General features: G+C 54.9%; 22 protein-coding genes and 1 pseudogene. 14 read left to right on the forward strand and 9 right to left on the reverse strand.

Annotated elements, in window-relative coordinates:
• Positions 1-63: 63 nt before the first annotated feature.
• The 4 genes from RAC90_RS05750 to lrp all read right to left on the reverse strand — a co-directional run bounded on the left by RAC90_RS05750 (position 64) and on the right by lrp (position 6283).
• Complete coding sequence (locus tag RAC90_RS05750; protein WP_133745304.1) at positions 64-1407, reverse strand: replication-associated recombination protein A; 1344 nt, start codon at positions 1405-1407, stop codon at positions 64-66.
• A 7-nt stretch (positions 1408-1414) separates the two neighbouring features.
• Positions 1415-2026 carry an outer membrane lipoprotein chaperone LolA gene (gene lolA / locus RAC90_RS05755; protein WP_375124104.1) on the reverse strand — a complete coding sequence of 204 codons (612 nt, stop codon included), beginning with the start codon at positions 2024-2026 and terminating at the stop codon, positions 1415-1417.
• 182 nt (positions 2027-2208) lie between these two features.
• On the reverse strand, positions 2209-5670 hold the full coding sequence (locus RAC90_RS05760) for a DNA translocase FtsK 4TM domain-containing protein (RefSeq protein ID WP_324020116.1): 3462 nt from the start codon (positions 5668-5670) through the stop codon (positions 2209-2211).
• A 118-nt stretch (positions 5671-5788) separates the two neighbouring features.
• Entirely contained in the window at positions 5789-6283 is a 495-nt protein-coding gene (gene lrp / locus RAC90_RS05765) for a leucine-responsive transcriptional regulator Lrp (RefSeq protein WP_006118610.1), read from the reverse strand.
• A 524-nt stretch (positions 6284-6807) separates the two neighbouring features.
• Between lrp and trxB the strand changes: the two genes are divergently transcribed.
• From trxB to infA, 5 genes are all read left to right on the forward strand, one after another.
• Positions 6808-7776, forward strand: a complete 969-nt coding sequence (trxB, locus tag RAC90_RS05770) for a thioredoxin-disulfide reductase (protein WP_033737645.1) — start codon at positions 6808-6810, stop codon at positions 7774-7776.
• Between the two features lie 135 nt (positions 7777-7911).
• Positions 7912-9678: a cysteine/glutathione ABC transporter permease/ATP-binding protein CydD gene (cydD, locus tag RAC90_RS05775; protein WP_375124105.1), complete on the forward strand. Its 1767-nt coding sequence runs from the start codon at positions 7912-7914 to the stop codon at positions 9676-9678.
• Complete coding sequence (cydC, locus tag RAC90_RS05780) at positions 9678-11408, forward strand: cysteine/glutathione ABC transporter ATP-binding protein/permease CydC (RefSeq protein WP_277281702.1); 1731 nt, start codon at positions 9678-9680, stop codon at positions 11406-11408. Before cydD ends, cydC begins: the two co-directional genes overlap by 1 nt.
• A 33-nt stretch (positions 11409-11441) precedes the next feature.
• Positions 11442-12134 (forward strand): leucyl/phenylalanyl-tRNA--protein transferase, encoded by a 693-nt coding sequence (gene aat, locus RAC90_RS05785; protein WP_006118606.1) that lies wholly within the window; start codon positions 11442-11444, stop codon positions 12132-12134.
• A gap of 344 nt (positions 12135-12478) precedes the next feature.
• Positions 12479-12697 (forward strand): translation initiation factor IF-1, encoded by a 219-nt coding sequence (infA, locus tag RAC90_RS05790; RefSeq protein WP_002211347.1) that lies wholly within the window; start codon positions 12479-12481, stop codon positions 12695-12697.
• A 90-nt stretch (positions 12698-12787) separates the two neighbouring features.
• On the opposite strand, the gene clpA is transcribed toward infA, so the two are convergent.
• Both clpA and clpS read right to left on the reverse strand, forming a co-directional pair.
• Positions 12788-15064, reverse strand: coding sequence for an ATP-dependent Clp protease ATP-binding subunit ClpA (gene clpA / locus RAC90_RS05795; RefSeq protein WP_006118605.1), 2277 nt, complete (start codon positions 15062-15064; stop codon positions 12788-12790).
• Between the two features lie 53 nt (positions 15065-15117).
• Positions 15118-15438 carry an ATP-dependent Clp protease adapter ClpS gene (clpS, locus tag RAC90_RS05800; RefSeq protein WP_006118604.1) on the reverse strand — a complete coding sequence of 107 codons (321 nt, stop codon included), beginning with the start codon at positions 15436-15438 and terminating at the stop codon, positions 15118-15120.
• Between the two features lie 318 nt (positions 15439-15756).
• On the opposite strand from clpS, the gene cspD reads away from it, so the two are divergent.
• Positions 15757-15981, forward strand: coding sequence for a cold shock-like protein CspD (gene cspD, locus RAC90_RS05805; RefSeq protein WP_006118603.1), 225 nt, complete (start codon positions 15757-15759; stop codon positions 15979-15981).
• 67 nt (positions 15982-16048) lie between these two features.
• On the opposite strand, the gene RAC90_RS05810 is transcribed toward cspD, so the two are convergent.
• The gene (locus RAC90_RS05810; protein WP_375124106.1) at positions 16049-17698 is read right to left on the reverse strand and encodes a DUF2813 domain-containing protein; all 1650 of its coding nucleotides are present in this window, start codon (positions 17696-17698) and stop codon (positions 16049-16051) included.
• 135 nt (positions 17699-17833) lie between these two features.
• Between RAC90_RS05810 and RAC90_RS05815 the strand changes: the two genes are divergently transcribed.
• The 3 genes and pseudogenes from RAC90_RS05815 to ltaE all read left to right on the forward strand — a co-directional run.
• The gene (locus RAC90_RS05815) at positions 17834-18733 is read left to right on the forward strand and encodes a lysine exporter LysO family protein (protein WP_039341349.1); all 900 of its coding nucleotides are present in this window, start codon (positions 17834-17836) and stop codon (positions 18731-18733) included.
• A gap of 123 nt (positions 18734-18856) precedes the next feature.
• Positions 18857-20578 (forward strand): ubiquinone-dependent pyruvate dehydrogenase, encoded by a 1722-nt coding sequence (gene poxB / locus RAC90_RS05820; RefSeq protein ID WP_375124107.1) that lies wholly within the window; start codon positions 18857-18859, stop codon positions 20576-20578.
• A 62-nt stretch (positions 20579-20640) separates the two neighbouring features.
• Positions 20641-21639: pseudogene (gene ltaE, locus RAC90_RS05825) on the forward strand (low-specificity L-threonine aldolase); the annotation flags it as partial.
• Between the two features lie 90 nt (positions 21640-21729).
• Here the strand turns inward: ltaE and RAC90_RS05830 are convergent.
• Together RAC90_RS05830 and RAC90_RS05835 are read right to left on the reverse strand one after the other, a co-directional pair.
• Positions 21730-22530 carry an N-acetylmuramoyl-L-alanine amidase gene (locus tag RAC90_RS05830; protein WP_172912617.1) on the reverse strand — a complete coding sequence of 267 codons (801 nt, stop codon included), beginning with the start codon at positions 22528-22530 and terminating at the stop codon, positions 21730-21732.
• Between the two features lie 20 nt (positions 22531-22550).
• Complete coding sequence (locus tag RAC90_RS05835) at positions 22551-22871, reverse strand: heavy metal-binding domain-containing protein (RefSeq protein WP_082999207.1); 321 nt, start codon at positions 22869-22871, stop codon at positions 22551-22553.
• Positions 22872-22976: 105 nt separating this feature from the next.
• On the opposite strand from RAC90_RS05835, the gene RAC90_RS05840 reads away from it, so the two are divergent.
• The 5 genes from RAC90_RS05840 to artM all read left to right on the forward strand — a co-directional run bounded on the left by RAC90_RS05840 (position 22977) and on the right by artM (position 26605).
• Complete coding sequence (locus RAC90_RS05840) at positions 22977-23516, forward strand: lipoprotein (RefSeq protein WP_375124108.1); 540 nt, start codon at positions 22977-22979, stop codon at positions 23514-23516.
• Positions 23517-23738: 222 nt separating this feature from the next.
• Positions 23739-24467 carry an arginine ABC transporter ATP-binding protein ArtP gene (artP, locus tag RAC90_RS05845; RefSeq protein ID WP_110267732.1) on the forward strand — a complete coding sequence of 243 codons (729 nt, stop codon included), beginning with the start codon at positions 23739-23741 and terminating at the stop codon, positions 24465-24467.
• Between the two features lie 15 nt (positions 24468-24482).
• Positions 24483-25214: an arginine ABC transporter substrate-binding protein gene (artJ, locus tag RAC90_RS05850; RefSeq protein ID WP_033737655.1), complete on the forward strand. Its 732-nt coding sequence runs from the start codon at positions 24483-24485 to the stop codon at positions 25212-25214.
• Positions 25215-25220: 6 nt separating this feature from the next.
• On the forward strand, positions 25221-25937 hold the full coding sequence (gene artQ, locus RAC90_RS05855) for an arginine ABC transporter permease ArtQ (protein WP_033737656.1): 717 nt from the start codon (positions 25221-25223) through the stop codon (positions 25935-25937).
• Positions 25937-26605: an arginine ABC transporter permease ArtM gene (artM, locus tag RAC90_RS05860; protein ID WP_058707612.1), complete on the forward strand. Its 669-nt coding sequence runs from the start codon at positions 25937-25939 to the stop codon at positions 26603-26605. The genes artQ and artM overlap by 1 nt, the downstream gene beginning before the upstream one ends.
• Positions 26606-26708 lie beyond the last annotated feature (103 nt).

Genomic DNA, 26708 nt, shown 5'->3' on the forward strand with positions numbered 1-26708 from the left:
GAAGGGGACGCACTCCCGCTGGAATGCGTTGAAAACATTGACCACATTACCGCAACGTCTGTTTCAGCGGTAGCGTTTTGTCGGGCTATTTTGATCGAGTTCGGTCAGCCAGGCCAGCTTTTCGCCAATTTTGCCTTCAAGACCGCGTTGAGTGGGATGATAGTAACGCGTTTGCGCCATTTCGGGTGGGAAATAGACTTCACCCGCAGCATAGGCATTGGCTTCGTCATGCGCATAGCGATAGCTTTCGCCCAGCCCCATCTCTTTCATTAGCTTCGTGGGGGCATTGCGCAAATGATCGGGAACATCGAAATCTGGATGGTCGCGTGCATCACGCATCGCCGCCTTAAACGCGTTATAGACGGCGTTACTTTTTGGCGCACAGGCGAGATAGACAATGGCCTGCGCAATCGCTCGCTCCCCTTCTGCCGGACCAACCCGGGTGAAACAGTCCCAGGCCGCAATAGCCACCTGCATGCCTCGTGGATCGGCATTGCCGACGTCTTCAGACGCAATGGCCAGTAGCCGACGCGCGACATACAGCGGATCGCCACCGGCGGTAATAATACGGGCGTACCAGTACAGGGCGGCATCCGGCGCCGATCCCCGGACGGATTTATGCAAGGCAGAAATCAGGTCATAAAAGCGATCGCCTTTATTATCGAACCGGGCAGACCGTTCCCCCGCCACTTCGGTCAGCAACTGGGGCGTCAGCTCACGTTTGCCTGTGCCGTTGGTTTCGGCCATATCGGCCATCATTTCCAGCGTATTCAGAGCACGTCGTGCATCGCCGTTGACCAGTTCCGCAATCATACGCCGCGTATTGTCAGGTAACAGGATATCGCTGTTGCCATAACCCCGACTGGCATCCTGCATCGCCTGGTCAAGCACCTGCTCAATATCTTCTGTGGTCAGGGATTTAAGTAAATAGACACGAGCACGTGACAGCAGTGCGGAGTTCAGCTCAAAGCTGGGATTTTCTGTCGTGGCACCGATAAACGTGATAGTGCCGTCTTCAATATGGGGAAGAAACGCATCCTGCTGACTTTTGTTGAAGCGATGGACTTCATCTACAAACAGGATAGTGCGGCGGCCCGCCTGCTTGCTCAGCCTTGCGCGTTCAATGGCTTCACGAATCTCTTTGACACCAGAGGTGACCGCAGAAATACGCTCAACGTCCGCATTGCCATAGTGAGCGATAATCTCGGCCAGCGTTGTTTTTCCTGTCCCTGGCGGTCCCCAGAGAATCATGGAGTGCAGGTGCCCCGCTTCGATCGCGCGCGGCAACGGTTTACCCGCAGCCAGCAGGTGCTGCTGTCCAATGTATTGCTTCAGGGTTGCTGGCCGCATACGCGCGGCCAGCGGTTTAAAATCTTCACTGGAAAAATCCAGGGACAGGTTACCCACTACCACCTCACTGACGTTGGTCATCCACCGTGACGCCTTTTGGCGGGGTGAATGTGAATTTATCCGGGCTAATAGGGCCGTTTTTCTGGCTCTTTAGCTGGTAGTTACTGCGCTGCCCATCCTTCTCGATGGCGCTAAACTGATTAATGGTGCCATCTGGCGTCACGTCAATCGTGAACTGCTTGAGGTTGCCATCGCTTTTCTTCGGCGTCAGTTCAAATTTGTCACCCTGCTGTTTTACGTTGTATTGCTGCCAGTCACTGGCCTGATTACGGGCAATCAACATAAACGGTGTATTGCTGGTCGCATTCTTCAACAGGCTGACCGTAGCTTGTTCAACAAACGGGTTAAAGAACCATAACGATTTCCCGTCAGAAATAATGATGCTCTCGTCGGGTGCGGTCATATGCCAGTTGAACAGACTGGGGCGCTTAACCCAGAGCTCGCCTTCACCCTCCTGCACGTTGGCACCGCTTCCATCGGTCACCTTTTGAGTAAAGCTGGCGTGGAAGCTGTTAACTTTATTAAGCCGCTGTTGCAGGTCGCTCGACGCATCGGCGAGAACGTTGGCTGACCCCAAAGCGGCCAGCAGGCCTAAGGCGATTACGCGTAATTTCATCTGCTTAAATCCTTATTAAATCGTTTCCCGTTGATCACGTGACTAAGCCTGGTCGCTGTCCTGCGTTTAATACAGGAGAAAAAACCGAAACACTAATCAACTATGGGGGTTAACCGCTAAAAAACAATGAGCCAGTGGAAACTGGCTCATTGTTTTGTGTTTCAAAGCTTATCGTTCAGGCTTTACATATCATGGGGTGGTGGAGAGAGCACTTCACGGTTACCGTTGTGGCCCGGTGACGAGACGATGCCCTGTGCTTCCATCTGTTCAATGATGCGCGCAGCACGGTTATAACCGATACGGAACTGACGCTGTACGCCCGAAATCGAGGCGCGTCGCTTATCCACCACAAAGGCAACAGCCTGATCGAACAACGGATCGAGTTCTTCATCGCTGTCAATGCCGCCCCCGCCTTCACTTTCTTCGCCCGCCGTAATGCTTTCAATATATTGCGGACGCCCGCGCGCTTTCCAGTCCTGCACGACAGCATGTACTTCCTGATCGCGCACAAAGGCACCGTGAACACGCACCGGCATTGATGAGTTGGGCGGCATGTAAAGCATATCGCCCATCCCCAGTAACGATTCTGCACCGCCCTGATCAAGGATGGTTCGCGAGTCAATTTTACTTGAGACAGTAAACGCGATACGGGTAGGAATGTTGGCTTTGATGAGGCCGGTAATGACGTCAACTGACGGACGCTGGGTTGCCAGAACAAGGTGGATTCCCGCCGCACGCGCTTTCTGTGCAAGACGTGCAATCAGTTCTTCCACTTTCTTACCGACAGCCATCATCAAATCGGCGAACTCATCCACCATCACCACGATGTAAGGCAGTTTTTCCAGCACTGGCGGCGTCATATCCATGCTGTCGCCTGGCTTCCAGAACGGATCGGGAATCGGCCGCCCCATTGCATCCGCCTGCGCCACTTTTTCGTTGTAGCCAGCCAGATTACGTACACCCAGCGCCGACATCAGCTTATAGCGACGCTCCATCTCACCGACACTCCAGCGCAGCGCGTTCGCCGCATCTTTCATATCGGTCACGACTTCGGTCAGCAGATGCGGAATGCCTTCGTAAACGGAAAGCTCGAGCATCTTGGGGTCAATCATAATAAAGCGCACGTCTTCCGGCGTGGCTTTATACAGCATGCTGAGGATCATCGCATTCACGCCGACGGACTTACCGGAACCGGTTGTACCCGCTACCAGTAAGTGTGGCATTTTAGCCAGATCGGCGACGACCGGCTGGCCGGCAATATCTTTACCCAGCACCACAGACAGCGGCGAGGGATTGTCACGGAATTTTGGACAATCCAGCACTTCACGCAGGTAAACGGTCTGGCGATGTCGGTTGGGTAATTCCAGACCAACATAGGGTTTGCCAGGGATCACTTCAACCACACGCACTGCCGTAGTCGACAGGGAGCGGGCCAAATCGCGTGACAGGTTAGAGATACGCGCCGCTTTCACGCCCGGCGCGAGATCCAGTTCAAAACGGGTAATCACAGGTCCTGGCGAAATGCCCACCACCTCGGCCTTGACGCGGTAGTCACCCAGACGCGCTTCAACCAGTCTTGCTGTCTGCTCAAGGGCAAACATATCAACCGGTTCTTCCTCTTCCGGCGGCGCGGTCAGGAGATCGAGTGACGGTAAGGGTGTAGAAGGTTTTTCCAGTGGCTGCTCGTGACGCATCAGGAAGGGGTGAATAAGGCTGTCATGCACGGATGGCTTCGCCTCCGTGACCGGCTCCGGCTGCTGCGCAGGCGCGGCAAAATGATCGGCCGCAAAGGTCTGGGCCGATTCTACACGCTGAGCCGCAGGCTGTTCTGGTGCAGCCTGAACGTGCTGCCAGGGCTCATGTTGTGGCGCGACCTCGCTGACGTCCGGCGATGCTGCAATGGTGAACAGCGGCTCGACAGGGCCATCGTCGACCAGGTCCTTCATTGGGGAGAAATCGAAGGCCGCTGACGTATCCAGATTGAAAACGGGTGCATTGTCTTCAGGCACCGTTTCATAGCGCTGTTGCTGTTGCTGTGCGAACTGACGCGCCAGCGAGGCCTGCTGCAATGCCAGCTCATCGTCCTCGTGCGCGTCGTCCTGCTGCCAGCTTTCGCCATAGCGTTGCTGCTGCTCTGACTGGAACGCCTGACGCAACTCTGCCTGTTGCAGCGCATCCTGCTCCTCTGCTGACCAGTCAGTGAGTGACGTATCTTCTTTCGTAGGTTGTGATGACGGCAGTTCAGCACGTTTGGCTTTTTCTTCCGCCATACGCTGTGAAGGCAGTTTAATACCATACGAGGCCAGCTCACGTCGGGTAGGCAGTTTAACCGGATTAGGCCGCGGCAGCGCCGGACCAATCCCCTGTTTCACCTGTGGATTCGACACCGTTTCAGGGACAGGTTCAAACAGCGGTGAGGATGCTGATGATGCTGCGGTTGCCGCAGCACCGGCGACGGCAGCGCTGTTCAGCGAGGCTGCCGACGTGGCTTCACGCCAGTTACCCATTTTGGGTTCGTCATCCTCATAAGCGGTAAAGTGCGGGGCAGCCGCCGGTGCATCGTCCGGTAACTCAAAGCGGTAGCGCGGCGGTTCAGTGAGAGGCTTCTCCTGTGACATCGGCTCGCGCGGTGCAGTGTGCGTCACCGGGGAAGGATGAGGCGATGCCGCAACAGGCGAAACAGGTTCAGGCGTCGCTGCAACCTGTTCAGGCTCAGGTGAAGCTGATGGCGCACTGACAGGCGTTGCCGCCATTGTTGCGGCAGCAGGCTGCGCAGGTGCTGTGGCAGTAGCCTGAGCGCTTGCCGTCGGTGTCGTGGTCGCAGATACTTCGGCTGTGGCCGCAACAGCGGCGCGGGTGGCGGTGGCGGCCCTGGCTAACAGTGGATCATGCGCATCCAGATCGGGCTGCGCCTTACGCGGCGCGGTTAGCAATACGTCATCGTCGTCGTCCGTCTGAGCATGAAGGACGGGTGCGCTCTCGTGATAATCGTCTGCTTCGTCCTCTTCATGCCAGGGTTCATCATGACGTGAGCGGTTGCTGGCGAATGTCAGCACGCCCATGACCACGCCACCGATTCTTTCCGCAATGGTTAACCATGACCAGCCCGTATACAGCGTGATCCCTGCGGCCCAGATGCAGAGCAAAGTCAGTGTGCCACCTGCCGGACTGAACCAGGGTGAAATGGCATTACTGACGAGGCTGCCAATGACGCCTCCGGAAGCGAAATACCAGATGTCGTCCGCGTTGAGCGCGGCCATCCCACAGGTGGTGACGACCAGGGCCAGGACACCGATTAAGCGTAAACCAATGGCAAAGTAGTCCACATAATCCTGGTTATCCCGCTGGCGAAACGCTATCCAGCACAGCCCCAGTATGACCGGCGGAATGGCATAGGCCATCACACCAAAGATGAAAAGCAACGTATCAGCCAGCCATGCGCCGACTGTGCCACCCATGTTATGGATAGGTTCATGCCAGGCCGTTTGCGACCAGCTCGGATCGGAAGGATTAAAGCTGACCAGGGAAACCATCAGGTAGATGGCGAACAATGCCACCAAAATAAGTAACGCTTCCAGCAGACGGCGTCCGCTGCTCAGCGACTGTAACGAAACGTCTTTATCTTCTGTGTATTCCTGGCTCAAGAGATCTCTCCAGGTGCCTGTAAAGTAAGAAACAACAGCGTCGGGCTCACCCGACGCTGGTCCTGTATGTATTCACAGGAGTGTACCGAAATTTCTCAGGCTTTGCACCTGCCACGCATCAGCGCGTTTTGATCACCAGACGATTGCTCTGTTTGACCTCTTCCATCACCACATAAGTACGCGTGTCGTTTACGCCTGGCAGGCGCAGCAAGGTTTCACCCAGCAGCTTGCGGTAAGCGGACATATCAGGCACGCGCGTTTTAAGCAGGTAGTCGAAATCACCAGAAACCAGGTGACACTCTTGAGTTTCTTCAAGTTTTTGCACAGCGGCGTTAAATTGCTCAAACACATCAGGTGCGCCACGATTCAGAGTAATCTCAACAAATACCAGTAATGAAGCATCCAGGTAGTGAGGGTTGAGTTGCGCAGTATAGCCAAGGATGAATCCCTGGCGTTCAAGACGGCGTACACGCTCAAGACAAGGTGTAGGAGATAATCCTACACGTTTGGAAAGTTCCACGTTTGAGATGCGACCGTCTTTCTGCAATTCATTGAGAATGTTTCTGTCGATCCTGTCGAGATCCTTACCGGGGCGTTTCTTATTATCTACCATTATTATTGTCTCTCTTCATTCCTTCCCTTTACCTGCCATCCCCTGAAAACGGTCATTGTTCGGGGCATTTTTGAAGTGAAATAACGGCGTCTGAGCGCATTCGTACCTATTTGTATGACGCATGCTGTCTGTCCACCGCATGCGTCATGACCAATATCAGACGATAAAATTCGTTCGGTACTCTGCCCAAAACCCGGCGGCAACACCCGTTTTGTTCAGACTAAGTTATTCGCTTCTCACACTGTTTTCGCAAATGCGCAGGCGATTGTCAAAGTAAAATGTCTAAATTCAGGACAAGATGCCAGACACTTCGCTGGGTCACTGTTTTTAAATGAGTATTTTCGTGCGATGGTGGTCTGTAAACTGAATTTTTGCCCCCTTTTGGCACAGGAGGCAGGCGAAAAAGCCATTCATCGTCTACGCCGTTTGCAGCAATCGCTAACAAAAGTGCGCAAGTGTTGTCATTGCTACGGCATATTCCCTACAATCGCAAGTTATGTCAGGTGAATAAAACTGAGGAACGCATGAGTACGGCTAAACACAGTAAGTTGCTCATTTTGGGCTCTGGTCCGGCAGGTTATACCGCGGCCGTCTATGCTGCACGCGCCAATTTGAATCCAGTACTGATTACCGGGCTGGAAAAAGGCGGTCAGCTGACCACCACGACGGAAGTGGAAAACTGGCCGGGCGACCCGCATGATCTGACAGGTCCCTCGCTGATGGAACGTATGCATGAGCATGCCGAGAAATTTAACACGGAAATTATTTTCGATCATATTCATACGGTCGATCTGCAGAACCGTCCCTTCCGTCTGACCGGTGACAGTGGCGAATATACTGCCGATGCGCTGATTATTGCCACGGGTGCATCAGCACGCTATCTGGGCTTACCGTCGGAAGACGCTTTTAAAGGCAAAGGCGTTTCGGCCTGTGCGACCTGTGATGGTTTCTTCTACCGCAACCAAAAAGTCGCCGTTATCGGTGGCGGAAATACCGCGGTTGAAGAAGCACTTTATCTGGCGAATATTGCCTCTGAAGTGCATTTAATTCACCGCCGCGACAGCTTCCGCGCAGAGAAAATCCTTATTGACCGCCTGATGGAAAAAGTCAGCAACGGCAATATCGTGTTGCATACACACAGAACGCTGGAAGAAGTGGTCGGCGATCAGATGGGCGTGACGGGGCTGACGCTACGTTCAACGCTGAATACCGAAGAGACCGAAACGCTGGACGTTGCCGGCCTGTTTGTTGCTATCGGACACAGCCCGAATACGGCGATTTTCGATGGTCAGCTGGCGCTGGAAAACGGCTACATCAAGGTACAGTCCGGCCTGCATGGTAATGCCACGCAAACCAGTATCCCTGGCGTGTTTGCCGCGGGTGACGTCATGGACCATATCTACCGTCAGGCCATTACCTCTGCCGGTACCGGTTGTATGGCTGCGTTAGATGCAGAGCGTTATCTTGACGGATTGGTTAAGAACGATAAGTAAGTTGTTAATAACCTGATCTTAATTGTTTGAGGCGACTGTTTTTCAGTCGCCTTTTTTATTATCACCATGCTAAATTCAGGCGCCGGGTATGAGGACCAGCCTCATTTCATTTGTCTTTGCCACATTGGGTTTCGCATGAATAAATCGCGTCAGCAGCATCTTACTCGTTGGCTTCGTCAACAGTGTCATCATGCTGGCCCCTGGTTGCGCGTTACGTCGTTGCTGGGCTGCGCTGGCGCGCTTCTGATTATCATGCAGGCATGGCTTTTAGCGTCGCTCCTGCAGGCGCTGATTATTGACAGGCATTCTCCAGCCTCCCTTTTGCCCTCATTTTCACTTCTGATCCTGTGCTTTGTTCTGCGCGCCGCGCTGAATTATGCCCGGGAGCAGGCTGGATTTCGTGCCGGGCAGGCCATCCGTCAGGCTTTGCGTAAACAGGTGCTGGATCGTCTGGCAGCGTTGGGTCCGGCCTGGATACAGGGCAAGCCCGCCGGCAGTTGGGCAACGTTACTGCTTGAGCAAACCGAGGATATGCAGGCCTATTACGCGCGTTATTTGCCGCAGATGACGCTGGCGGCGGTCATTCCCTGTTGCATATTGCTCACCCTGTTTCCGTTAAACTGGGCGGCAGGTCTGATCCTGTTCGCGACCGCGCCGTTGATCCCGCTTTTTATGGCCCTGGTCGGCATGGGCGCGGCCGAGGCTAATCGCCGTAACTTTGTGGCGCTCGCACGCCTGAGTGGCAACTTTCTGGATCGCTTGCGTGGCCGGGAAACCCTGCGTCTGTTTCATCGGGCAGACGCCGAAAAACAGGCGATTGCTGACGCCACGACGGATTTCCGTCAACGTACGATGGAGGTTCTGCGCCTGGCCTTTCTTTCTTCGTCAGTACTGGAATTTTTTGCGTCACTGTCCATCGCCGTTGTCGCCGTTTATTTTGGCTTTTCCTATTTGGGCGAACTGCACTTTGGTGATTATGGCCGCGGCGTGACGCTGTTTGCCGGCTTCCTGGTGCTGATTCTGGCCCCGGAATTTTTTCAGCCTCTGCGCGATTTGGGCACATTCTACCATGCTAAAGCGCAGGCAATTGGCGGTGCCGATGCGCTTGAACGCTTTATGCAGGAAACGCCAGAGGCCGAAAACACATCCGCCAGCGACGCCTTTAGCGCAACGGCGCCAGTAGAGCTGGTGGCAGAAAATCTGACGGTGCACGCGCCCAATGGCCATCAGCTCTGCGGCCCGCTCACCTTCACCCTGCGCGCAGGCACGCGCGTCGCGCTGGTGGGCAAAAGCGGTGCAGGCAAAACCGCACTGTTAAATGCCTTGCTGGGCTTTTTACCCTATAAGGGATCGCTGAAAGTTAACGGCATTGAACTTCACCGTATCGCACGCCATGACTGGCATCGGCATCTTGCCTGGGTCGGCCAGAATCCCCAGCTACCCGCCGCAACGTTACGGGACAATATCATCATGGATGCGCCGCACGATCCCGCACGGCTAAGTGCCTTAACCGCATCATGTGGGATCGATGAATTTCTTTCCCGACTGCCTGCCGGACTGGATACCGAACCGGGGGATGCCAGTCATCACTTATCGGTCGGTCAGGCACAGCGCATTGCCGTAGCCCGCGCGCTGTATAAACCCGCCCAGTTATTGTTACTGGATGAGCCCGCTGCCAGCCTGGACAGTCAAAGTGAACATCATGTGATGCAGGCATTAAATCAGGCGGCCACGCGCCAGACGACACTGATGATCACCCACCAAATTGATCTGCTTCAGACATGGGATGCGATCTGGGTAATGCAGGCCGGTCAGATCGTACAGCAGGGCGACTGGCAGACGCTGACTGCGTCCGGTCCGTTCAGTGATTTATTACAACACCGGCAACAGGAGATTTTCTGATGACGGCTCTGCGTCCCTTTCTGCGGCTATGGCTGCGTCATCCCTTCCGCCTGACGTCAGGGATCGTGCTGGCGATTGTCACGCTGTTAGCCAGTATCGGCTTGCTCACGTTGTCGGGCTGGTTTCTGGCCGCCTCTTCTGTAGCCGGTGTGGCTGGCCTGTATAGTTTCAACTATATGCTTCCCGCCGCTGGCGTGCGCGGCGCAGCGATTACCCGTACCGCCGCCCGGTATTTTGAGCGGTTAGTAAGTCACGACGCAACGTTTCGGGTTTTACAGCATCTGCGTGTCTTCACGTTTAGCCGCCTGATTGCGCTTTCTCCCGGCCAGCTCGCGCTCTTTCGTCAGGCCGATCTGCTTAATCGTTTTGTTGGTGATGTGGATACGCTGGATCATCTCTATTTGCGGGTCCTCTCGCCGCTGCTGGGCGCGTTTATCGTTATCGTCGTGGTAACAGCCGGCCTCAGCCTGATTGATCTGCACCTGGCGCTGGTGCTGGGCGGCATTCTGCTTACGCTGCTCTGCCTTTTTCCCCCGCTGTTCTACCGTCTGGGCGCGCCCACCGGCATCGCGATTGCCCGGCAGCGATCGCGCTGGCGAGAGCAGTTAATGCACTGGCTGGCGGGACAGGCAGAACTGACACTGTATGGTAACGCTGCCCGCTGGCGGGCCAGGCTGGACGAAGATGAGCAGCAGTGGCAGGACGCACAACGTCAGCAGGAGCGTTTACAGGCGCTGGCGCAAAGTCTGCTGCTGTTATGCAGTGGCCTCACTGTTACTGCCCTGCTCTGGCTGAGCGCAACAAGCATTGCGCAGCAGCAACTGCCCGGACCGCTCATTGCCCTGGTGGTGTTTTGTGCCCTGGCAGCTTTTGAAGCACTGGCACCGATCGCGAGCGCCTTTTTGCCCCTGTCTCAGGTAATCACGGCAGCACAACGCGTCAATGACGTTATCGATCAGTCGCCTGCCATCCTCTTTCCATCCACAAGCACGGTTCCCGCCGGTGCGCTGCAACTCAGGATTGACGCGCTGGATTTCCGTTATCCGGGACGACCTGAAAAGGTGTTGGATCAGTTTTCACTGACGATGAAAGCCGGTGAACGTATTGCCCTTCTCGGCCCCACAGGCTGCGGCAAGTCCACCTTGCTTGGGCTGCTCACCCGCGCCTGGGAGGCGCAACAGGGCGAAATCGTATTGAACAGCGTACCGCTTGCGGACTGGGATGAAGCCCAACTTCGCCAGCGCATCAGCGTAGTCACCCAGCGCGTCCATGTGTTTAGTCAGACGCTACGGGACAATTTGTTGCTGGCCTGCCCCACCGCCAGTGATGCAATGCTTGAAAATGCACTGGTGCAAACCGGGCTTCAGGGCCTGCTGGAAAATGAGGAAGGGCTTAATGCCTGGCTGGGTGAAGGCGGCCGTCCGCTGTCGGGTGGAGAGCTACGCCGCCTGGCCATCGCCCGGGCGATGTTACACAACGGCGACTTATGGCTTCTGGACGAGCCGACTGAAGGACTTGATGCCACCACCGAGCAGCAGATTCTCGCCCTTCTGCAGCAGATCACCACGGGCAAAACGGTCATTATGGTAACGCATCGTCTGCGCGGCCTGGCGCAAATGGACCGAATTTGCCTTATGGACAGCGGTAAGATCGTCGAGCAGGGAAATCATTCTGAATTAGTCGCAAAAGGTGGACGTTACTGGCGTTTCCAGCAGCGCTTTGCGCTATAGTGCTGAGCAAACGCTGAGGGGTACATTACCGCGATGAGACTGGTTCAACTGTCACAAGAGTCGTTGCGCTTTCCGCCACCGGAAACCGCGCTGCGCGAGCCGAACGGCCTGCTGGCGATGGGCGGCGATCTCTCCCCTGCACGCCTGCTGAGTGCCTATCAGCAGGGTATTTTTCCCTGGTTCTCGCCCGGCGATCCGATTTTGTGGTGGTCACCCGATCCGCGAGCGGTGTTATTCCCGACGCAGTTCCATCTCAGTCGCAGTATGAAGCGGTTTCATCAGCAGTCACCTTATCGGGTGACGATGAATGAGGCCTTTGGCGATGTCGTTGACGGCTGTGCCCTGGGCCGCGAAGAAGGTACATGGATTACGTTTGAAGTGAAACGCGCCTGGCAGAAGCTCTATGAACTGGGCCATGCGCACTCGATTGAAGTCTGGCGCGATCAAACCCTTGCAGGTGGCATGTACGGTCTGGCGTTGGGACAAATCTTTTGCGGCGAATCGATGTTCAGCCTGCAACCCAATGCGTCAAAAACAGCCTTACTGGTATTCTGTCAGCATTTTATTAAGCACGGGGGCCAGTTAGTGGATTGTCAGATACTTAACCCCCATACCGCTTCGCTGGGAGCGGTTGAGATTGCACGCGATCGTTATCTTGAGCAGGTAAAAAACCTGGCATCCCTGGCCGTTGACAGCGGCTGCTGGCGTAATCAAACCCTTTTTTAAAAGTTGCGTAGATGTTTTGCACACATAAAGTCGGTTAAGTGATATAATAGCCAAGTTTGGTATGTCGTCCGCGCTTGGTTTTCAAGCCGGAATTGCCAGGCTGGGAATCTCATCGCACTCTCGGAACTGTTTCAATCGTGCGCGTGTTACCGGTTGATTCAGATTCTTAGCCCGCTAATCCCCCGCAGACGTCACATAAACACCCGAATTTAACCGACATGCTCGCGTTGACACGCGAAGCACGGCGATGCGTTGGCTTTATTGCCGACGGTTCTTTACATAACTTGTTGAATTGGGCATTATCTTGCCGATTCAACTGAAAGGTAGTACACCCAGAGGATTCGATGGCCAAAGAAGACAATATTGAAATGCAAGGTACCGTACTGGATACGTTACCTAACACCATGTTCCGCGTAGAACTTGAGAACGGACACGTGGTTACCGCTCATATCTCCGGTAAAATGCGTAAAAACTACATCCGCATCCTGACGGGCGACAAAGTGACTGTCGAGCTGACCCCGTATGACCTGAGCAAAGGCCGCATTGTCTTCCGTAGTCGCTGAGTTGCGTTGATGCTGCTGCCTGCGTGCGCGCAGGCGGACAAAAAAAAGGCCGGATTTTATCCGGCCTTTTCTCGTTCTGTGAAACGGTGCTTAGTGCACCGTCCCTTCCGTTTTGCGTTTTTGCGCGCTGAGGAAGTGATAGGTCAGTTGCCCCTTCTCTTTATCCAGCGCAACGGAAACCGATCCCCCGTCGACCAGAGAACCAAACAGCAGTTCGTTCGCCAGCGGTTTCTTCAGGCTTTCCTGCACGGTACGTGCCATTGGACGGGCACCCATCGCTTTGTCATAGCCCTTCTCTGCCAGCCAGTCACGCGCTTCGTCACTGACTTCCAGCGAAACGCCTTTCGCATCCAGCTGCGCCTGCAGTTCAACAATAAACTTGTCGACCACCTGGTGAATGACGTCCGTTGACAGGTGGCTGAACCAGATAATGTTGTCCAGACGGTTACGGAATTCAGGCGTAAAGATTTTCTTAATCTCTTCCATTGCATCCGTACTGTTGTCCTGATGAATCAGGCCAATAGATTTACGCTCAGTTTCACGCACGCCGGCGTTGGTGGTCATCACCAGCACCACGTTACGGAAGTCCGCTTTGCGACCGTTGTTATCAGTCAGCATGCCGTTGTCCATGACCTGCAACAACAGGTTGAACACGTCCGGATGCGCTTTCTCAATTTCATCCAGCAGCACAACGGCGTGAGGATGTTTGATCACCGCATCGGTCAGCAAACCGCCCTGATCGAAACCGACATAGCCGGGAGGCGCACCAATCAGACGGCTGACGGTGTGACGTTCCATATATTCGGACATGTCGAAGCGCAGCAGTTCGATGCCCAGCGCTTTAGCTAACTGGACGGTCACTTCGGTTTTACCCACACCGGTAGGACCGGCAAACAGGAACGACCCTACCGGCTTGCGATCCTGACCCAGACCTGCGCGGCTCATCTTGATGGCTTCAGTCAATGCCTCAATGGCATTATCCTGACCGAATACCAGCATTTTCAGACGGTCGCCCAGATTTTTCAGCGTATCGCGATCGGTTGCTGACACACTTTGCTCCGGAATACGGGCAATACGCGCCACCACCGTTTCAATGTCCGCCACATTCACCGTTTTCTTACGTTTGCTGGCAGGCATCAGGCGCGCACGGGCACCGGCTTCATCAATGACGTCGATAGCCTTATCCGGCAAATGACGATCGTTGATGTATTTCACCGCCAGCTCCACCGCCGCGCGCACGGCTTTCGCGGTGTAACGTACATCATGGTGCGCTTCGTATTTGGTTTTCAGACCATTAAGAATCTGCACCGTCTCTTCAACAGAGGGCTCGGTAATGTCAATTTTCTGGAAACGACGCGCCAGGGCACGATCTTTCTCAAAAATATTGCTGAATTCCTGATACGTGGTTGATCCCATTACGCGGATTTTGCCACTGGAGAGCAACGGCTTAATCAGGTTAGCGGCATCCACCTGTCCACCCGATGCGGCGCCCGCACCGATAATGGTGTGAATTTCATCAATAAACAGGATGCTGGAGTTATCTTGCTCAAGCTGTTTCAGCAACGCTTTAAAACGTTTTTCAAAATCACCACGGTACTTGGTGCCCGCCAGCAGCGAACCAATGTCCAGCGAGTAAATGGTGCAGTCCTTCATCACCTCTGGCACGTCGCCCTGAACGATTCGCCAGGCTAATCCTTCCGCAATCGCGGTTTTACCGACGCCCGACTCACCCACCAGCAGGGGGTTATTTTTACGGCGACGACACAGAACCTGAATCGTACGTTCCAGCTCTTTGTCGCGGCCAATCAGCGGATCAATGCCGCCAACGCGAGCAAGCTGATTAAGATTGGTGGTGAAGTTTTCCATACGTTCCTCCCCGCCTGCTTGCTCTTCGTTAACCGGATTTTCAGCACCAGGTGCCTGGCCCGGTTCGTCTTTGCGCGTACCGTGAGAGATGAAGTTCACCACATCGAGGCGGCTGACTTCGTGTTTGCGCAGCAGATACGCTGCCTGGGATTCTTGTTCGCTGAAGATGGCGACCAAAACATTCGCGCCATTGACTTCGCTGCGTCCGGATGACTGAACGTGGAACACGGCGCGTTGCAACACGCGCTGGAAGCTGAGCGTCGGTTGCGTATCGCGCTCCTCTTCACTGGCGGGCAGCACAGGCGTGGTTTGTTCAATGAAGGCTTCAAGCTCCTGCCGCAGAGCCACAATGTCCACCGTACAGGCTTCCAGTGCCTCTCTTGCCGACGGGTTACTGAGCAATGCCAGTAACAAATGCTCGACGGTCATAAACTCATGACGGTGCTCACGCGCTCTGGCGAAAGCCATGTTTAAACTGAGTTCCAGTTCTTGATTGAGCATTAGGCACCTCCTCCAGTTAATCGCTCTGACCTGCTTCCTGTATGGAGAGAGGCTCAGGCTTTTTCAAGCGTACACAGCAACGGATGATGATTGTCCCGCGCGTAATTGTTCACCTGTGCCGCTTTCGTCTCAGCGACTTCTGCGGTAAATACACCACAGATGGCTTTACCGTGGTAGTGAACTTTCAGCATCAGTTGCGTTGCACGTTCAATATCATAAGAAAAGAACTTTTGCAGAACGTCAATAACAAATTCCATAGGTGTATAATCGTCATTATTCAGAATGACTTTATACATCGAAGGTGGCTTTAACTCTTCGCGTACTTTACCTTCGGCTAAGTGTTCGAAATTTAGCCAGTCTTTAGTGTTTGCCATAGTGTTCCGTTGTGAGTCAGTACGTCATCATCAAACCCGGTGTCATCTGTAGAGTTTAACACGTGTGTCAAGTGCACTGCCGCTAATGAATCGGTCAGCCAAAAATTCGTTACGCGACCTGTATCACAAAATTTCAAATAGCGTTAACCACCTCAAATTTTGATGATTTTCTCCCCACCTGGCCCAGTGGTTTGCTTGACGATCGCGGCGATTTTTCTACATTCTAGCTTCACAAGCTGATTGAGTTTTAATCAAACCCGACTCACAGCTTACGTCACCTCACCTACTTATAAAATGTCTTGCGAGGGAAGTAAAAGCATGGAGACAGGTACCGTTAAATGGTTCAATAACGCCAAAGGTTTCGGCTTTATCTGTCCAATCGGGGGCGGCGAAGATATCTTCGCACACTACTCAACAATACAGATGGATGGTTACAGGACGTTAAAAGCGGGCCAGCAGGTCCATTTTGACGTTCATCAAGGCCCGAAGGGCAACCATGCCAGTCTTATTGTACCCGTAGAAGCGCAGCAGGCCGTGGCCTGACATCCCCAACGTTGGACCGCTCCGTCAAAAATGCCAGCCTGATGCGCTGGCATTTTTACTTTATGCCTTAACCCGCCTTCCCCTGCGCCAGTTGGATGACGCGAACAAACATCTCTTGCAGACAGGTCGGAACAGACGCGGTTCCGCGTTCTGCGGCCGCCATAGCGACCGTGATGGCCAGTTCCGGTTTTGATGCGCGATGAATCGCTTTGGTAATAATACGCCTGGAATTAACAGGCACGTTTAACGGCAGATGCGCTGCCGCATGGTAAACCTCGCTAAAGCCGTTGTTGTAGAGGAACTGTTCTATATCGGCCACCGGAAGCTGGGTCAGATGATGCTTTTCATTATCATGCGGCTGAAGCTGGCTGCGCGCCGTGGCGGCATATTTTTTTCCTGCCATGTCGCCATCCGTCAGGACATGCCAGGCGATGCCCATGCGTCGGGCAAATTTCAGCAACGGCTTCAGACCTGACTGCGCATATTCAATGACTTTTATCCCTTCTGCCGCGAAGTGATAACCGCATTGTCGTGCCATCTGATTGATAATCCAGACTTCGGTTTCACCTTCCACCAGCAACCAGCAACGGGCAAACAACGCTGAGGGGCGGTTAACACGAATATGAAAGCCGATGCGACGGCTGTCTTCTGCACTCAATCCTTCAGGGCCGATGCGCCACGCCGCCACGCGCGTGGGTTCGCGTACCAGTCGACACACATCCTCTACCGCCACCTGCGACAATAACTCGCCCGAGTTGGTCGTGGCAATCTTCTGCAACGGCAGCAGCGCAAGCAAGTTCCAGGCCACCGAAAGCATGATGGGATGCAGTCGTGTTTCCGGATCTTCAATTAACAACAGCGGTCGCGCACCCGGGAGCAACGGCTCATTGCCCCTTGCCTGCATCAGTAAGCTAAACATTCGCAGCAAAATCAGCTGACGGCTGCGCACATCGGTGGCAGCAATCAGATGATTAAGCTGATCCAGCGAACGCCAGCCCTCAACGCCATCCCGTGACTGTGGATCGACGCGGAACGCCTGGCTCCCGTGATCCGGATGCTGCACCAGAAAATAGTGCTCCATCAGTTGCTGTAGCGTTTGCACGCCCTGACGCAGGACCGCATCGCTCAACTGTTGGGGATGACGGCCCAGATCGCGCGTCAGGTTATCCAGCTCCTGCGTCAGCTGATTTAATGTCGTCAGACGTTCATCCACCCGGCTGGCAACGGGACGCAGGCGGCGGCTAAAACGCGCATCGCGCAGGCGTAATACCGGATTCATACGCAGAAGAAAATCGATCGCCTCAGCCGTTCCCGCTTCTGGCAACACCTGGCCCTCGCTGTCGATAAAGCGTCGCGAGGATCGAATCTGGCCAGCGTGTCGTCTGGCCTGGATGCTGTAACGCAGATAGCGTTGTCCGGGTATCGCGCCTAGCCAGAAAGGCGCAAGTGGTCCGCTGGTTTCTGCCTCATCCTCACGAAAATGAAAAACCACAGACAGGCGATGCACCTGGTCGTCCCTGTCGCCAGGCGTAAAATGAAAATCGTCAGACGTAAAAACATACTCGCGCGTGTGCGGTGACAGCAGCAGACTCAGTGCATCCAGCAGACTGGATTTCCCCCAGGCATTTTCGCCGATCAACAGGTTAATGCGCGTTAACGGAAGAGAAAGCTGATTAATGCCGCGAAATCCCCGGATATCGATATGTTCCAGATTCATAGCGCTTTATCCTCTGAGCTGACCGAAGAAGGGAACGCGTTGCTCTGGCGGTCAGGTGACTTTACCGTCAGGGTTTACTCCCCTGTGCTTTTTCGTTAGCGTAGCGTCAATTTTAACATGGACGATCTTTTCATTATGTATTCAGGACTGTTACTGATTCTACTCCCGCTCTTCGCTGGCTGGCTGTTACCCGTCCGGCAGGCCAGGTTTCTTAAGGCGGTAAATCGTCTGCTGGGCTGGATGGTCTACGTCATTCTGTTTTTTATGGGCATCAGCCTGGCTTTTCTGGACAACCTTAGCAGCAATCTGATCACCGTTTTTTATACGGCATCCGTCGCTGCGGGCTGTATTTTACTGTGCAACCTGCTGGCATTGCGCTGGCTGGAACAGCGGATGCCCTGGCAACATCATCATAAACAGCAAAAACTGCCGTCACGTTTACATATGGCGCTGGAATCGCTGACGTTGTGCGGCGTCGTAGTCCTCGGCTTTGCGCTGGGCCTTACGCAATGGCCCTGGCTGCACCATGCATCCGCAGCCAGTGAATATGCCTTGATCTTCCTGCTCTTGCTGGTCGGTATTCAACTGCGCGGCAGCGGCATGACGCTGCGTCAGATTATCCTGAATCGCCGGGGGATGACGGTTGCCTGTGTCGTCCTGCTGAGTGGCTTACTGGGCGGCATTATAGCGGCGCTGATACTGGGGCTCCCCCTTAAAACCGGCCTGGCACTCGCCAGTGGCTTTGGCTGGTATTCCCTTTCCGGCATTCTGATGACAGAAGCCTTTGGGCCAGTGATCGGCAGTGCCGCGTTTTTTAATGACCTGCTGCGAGAGCTTATCGCCATTATGCTGATTCCCGCGCTGATCGCCCGCCACCGCAGCAGCGCGCTGGGTTTGTGCGGCGCGACGTCGATGGATTTTACCCTGCCCGTTTTACAACGTGCAGGCGGTACCGATATTGTGCCGGCGGCGATCGTGCATGGATTTATTATGAGCCTGGCCGCGCCCGTGCTTATTGCGCTGTTCTCAGCCTGAGCGCGAAATTCAACTTTTGATGCAATTTTTTACGGTAGAGTTGAATGACTCTCGTCTACGCTTCTTGGTAGCTGTTAAATTCTGCCCTCCCCGGGATGGCAACGAATGACCAAGGAGATGAAGATGAAACAAACCGTCGCGGCGCTGGTGGCCAAAACGCTGGAAAACGCCGGTGTAAAACGTATTTGGGGCGTCACAGGTGACTCGTTAAACGGACTCACTGACAGTCTGAACAAAATGGGCACCATTGAGTGGATGCCTACCCGCCATGAAGAAGTGGCAGCTTTTGCTGCGGGTGCGGAAGCGCATGCCAGTGGCACGCTTGCGGTCTGCGCGGGTTCCTGTGGGCCAGGTAACCTGCATCTGATTAACGGGCTGTTCGACTGCCACCGCAATCGCGTTCCGGTACTGGCCATTGCCGCCCACATCCCCTCCAGTGAGATCGGCAGCGGTTACTTCCAGGAAACGCATCCACAAGAGTTGTTTCGCGAGTGCAGTCACTATTGCGAACTGGTCTCCAATCCCGAGCAGTTGCCCCAGGTATTGGGCATTGCCATGCGCAAAGCGATTCTGAACCGTGGGGTTTCCGTGGTGGTGCTGCCGGGCGATGTGGCGCTGCAACCCGCTCCCGATGCTGCGCGTGCAGAATGGTATCCACCGCAGCTACCCGTCGTGTTGCCGTCTGCCGATGAACTGGCGACCCTGACACAAACACTGAATGACGCCCGCAATATTACGCTGATGTGCGGCAGCGGCTGTGCCGGTGCGCATGAGGAAGTGGTGCAACTGGCGGCAACGCTGAAAGCCCCTGTTGTGCATGCGTTGCGCGGCAAAGAGCATATCGAATATGACAACCCGTACGATGTGGGCATGACCGGGCTAATCGGTTTCTCCTCGGGTTATCATGCCATGATGAATGCGGATACGCTGGTGCTGTTGGGTACTCAGTTCCCCTATCGCGCCTTCTACCCTGAGAAAGCCAAGATCATTCAAATCGATATTAATCCCGGCAGTCTGGGATCGCACTGTCATGTCGACCAGGCGTACGTCGGTGATGTCAAAACGACGTTGCGCGCGTTGCTGCCGAAGCTGCAGGTGAAAACCGATCAGCATCATCTCGACAGTGCGCTGAAACACTACGCGGAAGCGCGTAAGGATTTGGATGCGCTGGCCACCGCGAACGACAGGCAGCCCATTCACCCGCAGTATCTGGCTCAGCAAATCAGTGAACTGGCTGACGAAGATGCTATTTTTACCTGCGATGTGGGCACGCCGACCGTGTGGGCGGCGCGTTATCTGAAGATGAACGGCAAACGTCGCCTGCTCGGATCGTTTAATCACGGTTCGATGGCGAACGCCATGCCACAGGCGATGGGTGCACAGTCGCTTAACCGGGACCGTCAGGTCGTGGCGCTCTGTGGCGATGGTGGATTCAGCATGCTGATGGGTGATTTTCTGACCGTCGCACAGCTGAAATTGCCTGTCAAACTGGTCATTTTTAACAACAGTTCGCTGGGGTTTGTCGCCATGGAAATGAAAGCGGGCGGCTACCTGACTGACGGGACGGATCTGCATAATCCTGACTTTGCGGCCATTGCCGAGGCCTGCGGCGTGAAAGGTATTCGGGTTGAAAAAGCGTCAGAACTCAATGGCGCACTGGAACAGGCCTTTGCCCATGACGGCCCGGTGCTGGTGGATGTGATCACCGCGAAGGAAGAGCTGGCTATGCCGCCGGAGATCAAGCTGGAACAGGCCAAAGGATTCAGCCTCTATATGCTCCGTGCCATCATCAATGGGCGGGGTGACGAAGTGCTGGAGCTGGTAAAAACCAACTGGCTACGGTAAAACAGAGTGCTCTTGCGGGCGGGTTCTCTGCCCGCCTGTTTTCCGCAGACCAGGAGCGCCCGATGATCGATTTACGCAGTGATACCGTCACCCGTCCCGGCAGCGCGATGTTACAGGCGATGATGGCCGCTGAAACCGGTGATGACGTCTATCGCGATGATCCCACCGTCAATGCACTGGAAGCCGAAGCCGCACGTCTGAGTGGTAAAGCGGCAGCGCTGTTTTTCCCTACCGGCACGCAGGCGAACCTGGTGGCCCTGCTCAGCCACTGCGAACGCGGCGAAGAGTATATTGTGGGCCAGCAGGCGCACAATTATAAATATGAAGCCGGCGGCGCGGCGGTGATGGGCAGTATCCAGCCCCAACCCATTCTCGCAGCAGCAGACGGCAGTCTGCCGCTGGATGTCGTGGCAGACGTTATTAAACCCGACGACATCCATTTTGCCCGCACCCGGCTGCTGAGCCTGGAAAATACCCATCATGGGAAAGTGTTACACGCTGCCTACCTGGAGCAGGCCTGGCATTTTACCCGAGCACATAAACTGGCGCTGCATATCGACGGCGCTCGCATTTTCAATGCGGTCGTCGCACAGCAAACCACGCTGGAAAACATTGCCCGCTATTGCGATACCTTGACCATTTGTCTGTCGAAGGGCCTGGGCGCGCCGGTAGGCTCGCTACTTTGCGGCGAGGCAGCCTATATCGAACGTGCACGCCGCTGGCGCAAAATGGCCGGCGGAGGCATGCGCCAGGCCGGTATTCTGGCGGCGGCGGGCCTCTATGCGCTGCAACACAACGTTACGCGTTTGCAAACGGACCACGACAACGCCGCCTGGCTGGGACAGGAACTGCAAAAGATGGGGATTGACGTCGCTGAGCAGCAGACGAATATGCTGTTCGTGCGCATCCCGGTCGATCAGGTTACGGCGCTGGGCCAGTGGATGCATGCGCACAACGTCCTGATGAGTGTGGGCCCGGTAACACGGATTGTGACCCATCTGGATGCTGAGCGTCCCGCGCTTGAAACGGTGCTCGGCCACTGGCGGGCCTTCCTGGCACAGCACCGTCCTGATGCGGCAACGGATGCGGTGAACCTGCCCGCTTCGCCTTACGCAGGCCGCTGACCTCGCCACAGCGCCGTGATCGAGGGATTATTGCGCTGTGCCGTATTTCTCCAGCAGGGCCTGCGCTATCGCCAGGGTTTCGGCATCCGCGAAGCCCTGAATATTTGCAGAACGAAAATGCATCTGAAAGGCGGCAATCAGTTTCTGTTGCTCGTCCGCGCTCATTCCTTCCGTTACCTGATAACCATAACGCTGCAAGCACTCCAGCAGGGTTACGGCTGGCACAGCGGCGTAACGATCGCGTCCGGCCAGATAAAACGCCACGCGTTGTGGATCGGGCCACGCGCCAATGCCCTCAGCGGCCAGTTGCTGCCAGGGAAACAGCGGGCCGGGATCCTGCTTACGCTGCGGCGCGATATCGCTGTGGCCCACAATATTTTCCGGTGCGATGCCATAGCGCTGCGTTATATCCCGTACCAGCGCCGCCAGGGTGCGAATCTGCGCAGGGGGAAACGGTTGCCACGTCACTCCGGCCGGCGTCCGGCGATAGCCGTTGTTCACCAGTTCGATGCCCACCGAGGTGTCGTTAATACGGGTTGCGCCGCGCCAGAAGCTGGCGCCGGCATGCCAGGCCAGATCCTGCTCCGGTACCAGTTGCCAGATAATGCCTTTACCGTTGCGCTGCGGTGGCTGGCGGGGAATAAGATAATGCACGCTGACGTCACGGTCAGTCAGCGTAGCCAGCGAGGAGGAGAAGTCCTCGGCGGTATAGTGAATCACCACCACCTTCACGCGCGGACGCGCGCCCTGTGCGGGATGGCGCAAATCAACCCAGTAGCCCGATCGTGATTCAATGCCTGAGTGGCAGCCCGCCAGCAGCAGCGCCATCAGACAGCACAGGAGGCGTTTCAACGAATAACAACCGCCGTGCCGCTGACGCTAACCATCAGCATGCTGCTGTCTTTCCCTACGGTTTCATAGTCAATATCAATGCCCACCACCGCGTTCGCTCCTAGCGATCTGGCCTGGTCTTCCAGCTCTTTAAACGCGATCTCGCGCGCTTTACGCAGTTCTTTCTCATAAGCGCCCGAGCGGCCGCCCACAATATCGCGAATCCCGGCGAAAAAATCGCGGAATATATTGGCCCCCAGAATCGCTTCACCGGTGACTACGCCGCAGTATTCCGTGATGCTGTGTCCTTCCAGCGTCGGGGTTGTTGACAATTTCATCGTACTCTCCTGTTACCGAAACGGGTCAAAGGCTCTTTCACCTAAAAGCAGGGCTATACTCTATGTTAAAAAAGCACCTTGCCAGAGAACAATAAGGAAATCGAGATGAGAAACAAAGGTTTTGCGCTTTTGCTCCCGGCTGCGCTGCTGCTGAGTGCCTGTACGACGGTCGAGCCGGTAATCAAGGATAATGGCCCGCGCATGGCCCCCTGCGTGGAAGGTGGCCCGGACACCGTCGCCCAGCGTTTTTACGACATGCGTATTGAGCATCCTTCATCCGGCCTGCCTGATACCGCGACGCTGGCACAGTATCGCCCTTACCTGAGCGATGGGCTTTATCAGGCGCTGCTGCAAACCAGCCAACGTCCGGATGCGGCGACGTGGCGCAACGGCGATCTCTTCTCCAGCCTGGCTCAGGGGCCAACCGGGGTTGACGTTGCCGATGCTTCCACGATTCCTAACCGGGATGCCCGTAACATTCCCCTGCGCGTGAAAATGAGCCGCGGTGACAAACAGTGGCAGGACGAAGTGCTGATGATTCATCAGGGCAGTTGCTGGGTCGTCGATGATGTCCGCTATGTGGCAGATGTCCCGCATCCTGGCGGAGGATCGCTTAGCCAGCTGCTTGAAAAAACAAAGAAATAAACGCTTTTTGACATCAGCAGATAAAAACGCCGGCTGCCAGGCCGTGCGTTTTTATCCCGTGCCACCTCCGGTTCCCCGTCTTCTCACCGCCTTGTCTCGCGATATCTTGTGCTAATCTTTTGTGTGTTTACCGCTTATTCGTAAATTTTAAGCCACCTTAATTGCATAACTATTTTGGTGACGTTAAAATCCGCAAAACTAATAGCTATTCAAAATTGGCGCATGAGTATTCAACTAAACGCGATTAATTGTTTCTACGGTGCTCACCAGGCGCTGTTTGACATTAACCTGGAATGTCCGCAGGGCGAAACGCTGGTGCTGCTTGGCCCAAGCGGCGCAGGAAAAAGTTCGCTGTTGCGCGTGCTGAATCTGCTTGAGCGCCCACGCTCAGGCCAGTTGCACATTGCAGGTAATGATTTCGACTTCAGCAAAACCCCTTCAGAGGCCGCGATACGCGAGCTTCGTCAAAATGTCGGGATGGTCTTCCAGCAATATAATCTCTGGCCGCACCTGACGGTGCTGCAAAACCTGATGGAAGCCCCCTGCCGTGTACTGGGCCTGAGCAAGGCCGACGCACGCGCCAGAGCCGACAAGCTCCTCGATCGTCTGCGCCTGACCAGCTATAGCGACCGTTTCCCCCTACACCTTTCTGGCGGGCAACAGCAACGCGTAGCCATTGCCCGTGCGCTGATGATGGAGCCGCAGGTGCTGTTATTTGATGAACCCACTGCCGCGCTCGACCCTGAAATCACCGCCCAGATCGTCAGTATTATCCGCGAACTGGCTCAGACGCAGATTACACAGGTTATCGTGACGCACGAAGTGGACGTGGCCCGTAAAACGGCCAGCCGTGTGGTTTATATGGAAAACGGGCATATCGTGGAACAGGGTGATGCCAGCCGCTTTACACAGCCGCAAACCGAGGCGTTTGCACATTATCTTTCGCACTAAGTCAGGATGCTAAAAATGAAAAAAGTCGTACTTGCTGCACTGCTTGCCGGATTGAGTTTAAGCGCCTCCGCCGCTGAAACTATTCGTATTGCCACCGAGGCCTCCTATCCTCCGTTTGAATTTGTCGATGCCAACAACAAAATTCAGGGCTTCGACGTCGATCTGGCGAATGCGCTGTGTAAAGAGATGGATGCAACCTGTACCTTTACCAACCAGTCTTTTGACAGCCTGATCCCAAGCCTGAAATTCCGCCGTTTCGATGCCGTTATGGCCGGTATGGACATTACGCCTGAGCGCGAAAAGCAGGTGCTGTTCAGCAAGCCTTACTACGATAACTCTGCGATTTTCGTGGCGCAGAAAGGCAAAGTGGCCAGTGTTGATGCGCTGAAAGGTAAACGTGTAGGCGTGCAAAACGGCACTACACATCAGAAATACCTGGCCGACAAACACAGTGACATCACCGTTGTCCCTTATGACAGCTATCAGAATGCCGTGCTTGACCTGAAAAATGGCCGTATTGATGCGGTCTTTGGCGACAGCGCCGTGGTGAACGAGTGGCTGAAACAAAACGCGAATCTGGCCCCGGTGGGTGAGAAAGTCACGGATAAAGCCTACTTTGGCACCGGCCTGGGCATCGCCGTTCGTCAGGGCAATACCGAGCTGCAAGGCAAGTTCAACACCGCGCTTGATAAAATCAAGGCCAATGGTACTTACAAAACCATCTACAACAAATGGTTTCAGCAGTAATCTCTGATGAATGAAATAATTCCGCTTGCAAGCGCCGCCGGCATGACCGTCGGCCTTGCTGTTTGTGCCCTCATCGCTGGCCTTGTGCTGGCGATGATTTTTGCTGGCTGGGAGTCAATGCGGCTGCGTCCGCTCGCCTGGGCAGGCACCGCACTGGTCACCCTGATTCGCGGCCTGCCAGAGATTCTGGTGGTGCTGTTTATCTACTTTGGTGCCTCGCAACTGCTCCTGACGCTGTCTGACGGTTTTACGCTACATTTCGGTCTGTTCAGCGTACCGGTTAAGATGCAGATCGAAAATTTTGATGTCAGCCCGTTCCTGTGTGGCGTGATTGCACTGGCTATGCTTTACGCCGCCTATGCGTCACAAACGCTGCGCGGTGCGTTAAAAGCCGTGCCGGTCGGTCAATGGGAATCGGGCCAGGCGCTGGGCATGAGGAGGTCGGCGATCTTTTTCCGCCTCATCATGCCGCAGATGTGGCGTCATGCGCTGCCCGGTCTGGGTAACCAGTGGCTGGTCTTGCTGAAGGACACTGCGCTGGTGTCGCTTATCAGCGTTAACGACCTGATGTTGCAAACCAAAAGCATCGCTACGCGTACGCAGGAACCCTTTACCTGGTTCCTGATTGCGGCGGCCATTTACCTGGTGATTACGCTGTTTAGCCAGGCAGTGCTGCGTCGTATTGAACACCGTACGACCCGTTTTGAACGGGGGAACAGCTGATGCTGCAATATTTACCCGAACTGTTGAAAGGGCTTCATACCAGCCTGACACTGACTGCGGCATCGCTGGTGGTCGCGCTGTGTCTGTCGCTGATGTTTACCATTGCACTGACCCTGAAAACACCGCTGTTTTCGCCCCTGATTAAAGGATTTATCACGCTGTTTACCGGCACCCCGCTGCTGGTGCAGATTTTCCTGATCTACTACGGGCCCGGTCAGTTTCCCAGCCTGCAAAAACTGCCGTGGCTGTGGCATCTGCTGTCACAACCCTGGTTGTGTGCCATGCTGGCGTTGTCGCTGAACAGTGCTGCCTATACCACGCAGCTGTTTTACGGTGCGGTGCGGGCGATACCTGCCGGTCAGTGGCAGTCCTGCGAGGCGCTGGGCATGACGCCCAGACAAAGCCTGCGCATTTTGCTGCCTTATGCGTTTAAGCGTGCACTCTCCTCTTACTCCAATGAAGTCGTGTTGGTCTTTAAGGGCACCTCGCTGGCGTTTACGATTACGCTGATGGAAGTCATGGGACACGGTCAGTTACTGTATGGCCGGACCTACGATGTCACGGTTTATGCGGCTGCGGGACTGATTTACCTGTGCGTTAACGGCCTGCTTACCCTTCTGATGCGCCTGATCGAAAAACGCGCTCTGGCCTTCGAGCGTCGCGACTGATCTTCAGGCAGGGAAACCTGCCTGAGTAATTTTTCAGTCACATTTATTGCATAAAAATTCATTATCTGGCATCTTACTGCCCTGTATGTTATGTGACTGATGG

Source organism: Pantoea sp. CS_6 (genome assembly GCF_041954745.1).
GTDB classification, from domain to species: domain Bacteria; phylum Pseudomonadota; class Gammaproteobacteria; order Enterobacterales; family Enterobacteriaceae; genus Pantoea; species Pantoea stewartii.

Excerpts from the sequence above, each read along its gene's own strand:
- lolA (WP_375124104.1), bottom strand. The coding sequence starts at position 2,026 with ATGAAATTACGCGTAATCGCCTTAGGCCTGCTGGCCGCTTTGGGGTCA.
- lrp (WP_006118610.1), bottom strand. The coding sequence starts at position 6,283 with ATGGTAGATAATAAGAAACGCCCCGGTAAGGATCTCGACAGGATCGAC.
- trxB (WP_033737645.1), top strand. The coding sequence starts at position 6,808 with ATGAGTACGGCTAAACACAGTAAGTTGCTCATTTTGGGCTCTGGTCCG.
- cydD (WP_375124105.1), top strand. The coding sequence starts at position 7,912 with ATGAATAAATCGCGTCAGCAGCATCTTACTCGTTGGCTTCGTCAACAG.
- cydC (WP_277281702.1), top strand. The coding sequence starts at position 9,678 with ATGACGGCTCTGCGTCCCTTTCTGCGGCTATGGCTGCGTCATCCCTTC.
- aat (WP_006118606.1), top strand. The coding sequence starts at position 11,442 with ATGAGACTGGTTCAACTGTCACAAGAGTCGTTGCGCTTTCCGCCACCG.
- infA (WP_002211347.1), top strand. The coding sequence starts at position 12,479 with ATGGCCAAAGAAGACAATATTGAAATGCAAGGTACCGTACTGGATACG.
- clpA (WP_006118605.1), bottom strand. The coding sequence starts at position 15,064 with ATGCTCAATCAAGAACTGGAACTCAGTTTAAACATGGCTTTCGCCAGA.
- clpS (WP_006118604.1), bottom strand. The coding sequence starts at position 15,438 with ATGGCAAACACTAAAGACTGGCTAAATTTCGAACACTTAGCCGAAGGT.
- cspD (WP_006118603.1), top strand. The coding sequence starts at position 15,757 with ATGGAGACAGGTACCGTTAAATGGTTCAATAACGCCAAAGGTTTCGGC.
- RAC90_RS05810 (WP_375124106.1), bottom strand. The coding sequence starts at position 17,698 with ATGAATCTGGAACATATCGATATCCGGGGATTTCGCGGCATTAATCAG.
- RAC90_RS05815 (WP_039341349.1), top strand. The coding sequence starts at position 17,834 with ATGTATTCAGGACTGTTACTGATTCTACTCCCGCTCTTCGCTGGCTGG.
- poxB (WP_375124107.1), top strand. The coding sequence starts at position 18,857 with ATGAAACAAACCGTCGCGGCGCTGGTGGCCAAAACGCTGGAAAACGCC.
- RAC90_RS05830 (WP_172912617.1), bottom strand. The coding sequence starts at position 22,530 with ATGGCGCTGCTGCTGGCGGGCTGCCACTCAGGCATTGAATCACGATCG.
- RAC90_RS05835 (WP_082999207.1), bottom strand. The coding sequence starts at position 22,871 with ATGAAATTGTCAACAACCCCGACGCTGGAAGGACACAGCATCACGGAA.
- RAC90_RS05840 (WP_375124108.1), top strand. The coding sequence starts at position 22,977 with ATGAGAAACAAAGGTTTTGCGCTTTTGCTCCCGGCTGCGCTGCTGCTG.
- artP (WP_110267732.1), top strand. The coding sequence starts at position 23,739 with ATGAGTATTCAACTAAACGCGATTAATTGTTTCTACGGTGCTCACCAG.
- artJ (WP_033737655.1), top strand. The coding sequence starts at position 24,483 with ATGAAAAAAGTCGTACTTGCTGCACTGCTTGCCGGATTGAGTTTAAGC.
- artQ (WP_033737656.1), top strand. The coding sequence starts at position 25,221 with ATGAATGAAATAATTCCGCTTGCAAGCGCCGCCGGCATGACCGTCGGC.
- artM (WP_058707612.1), top strand. The coding sequence starts at position 25,937 with ATGCTGCAATATTTACCCGAACTGTTGAAAGGGCTTCATACCAGCCTG.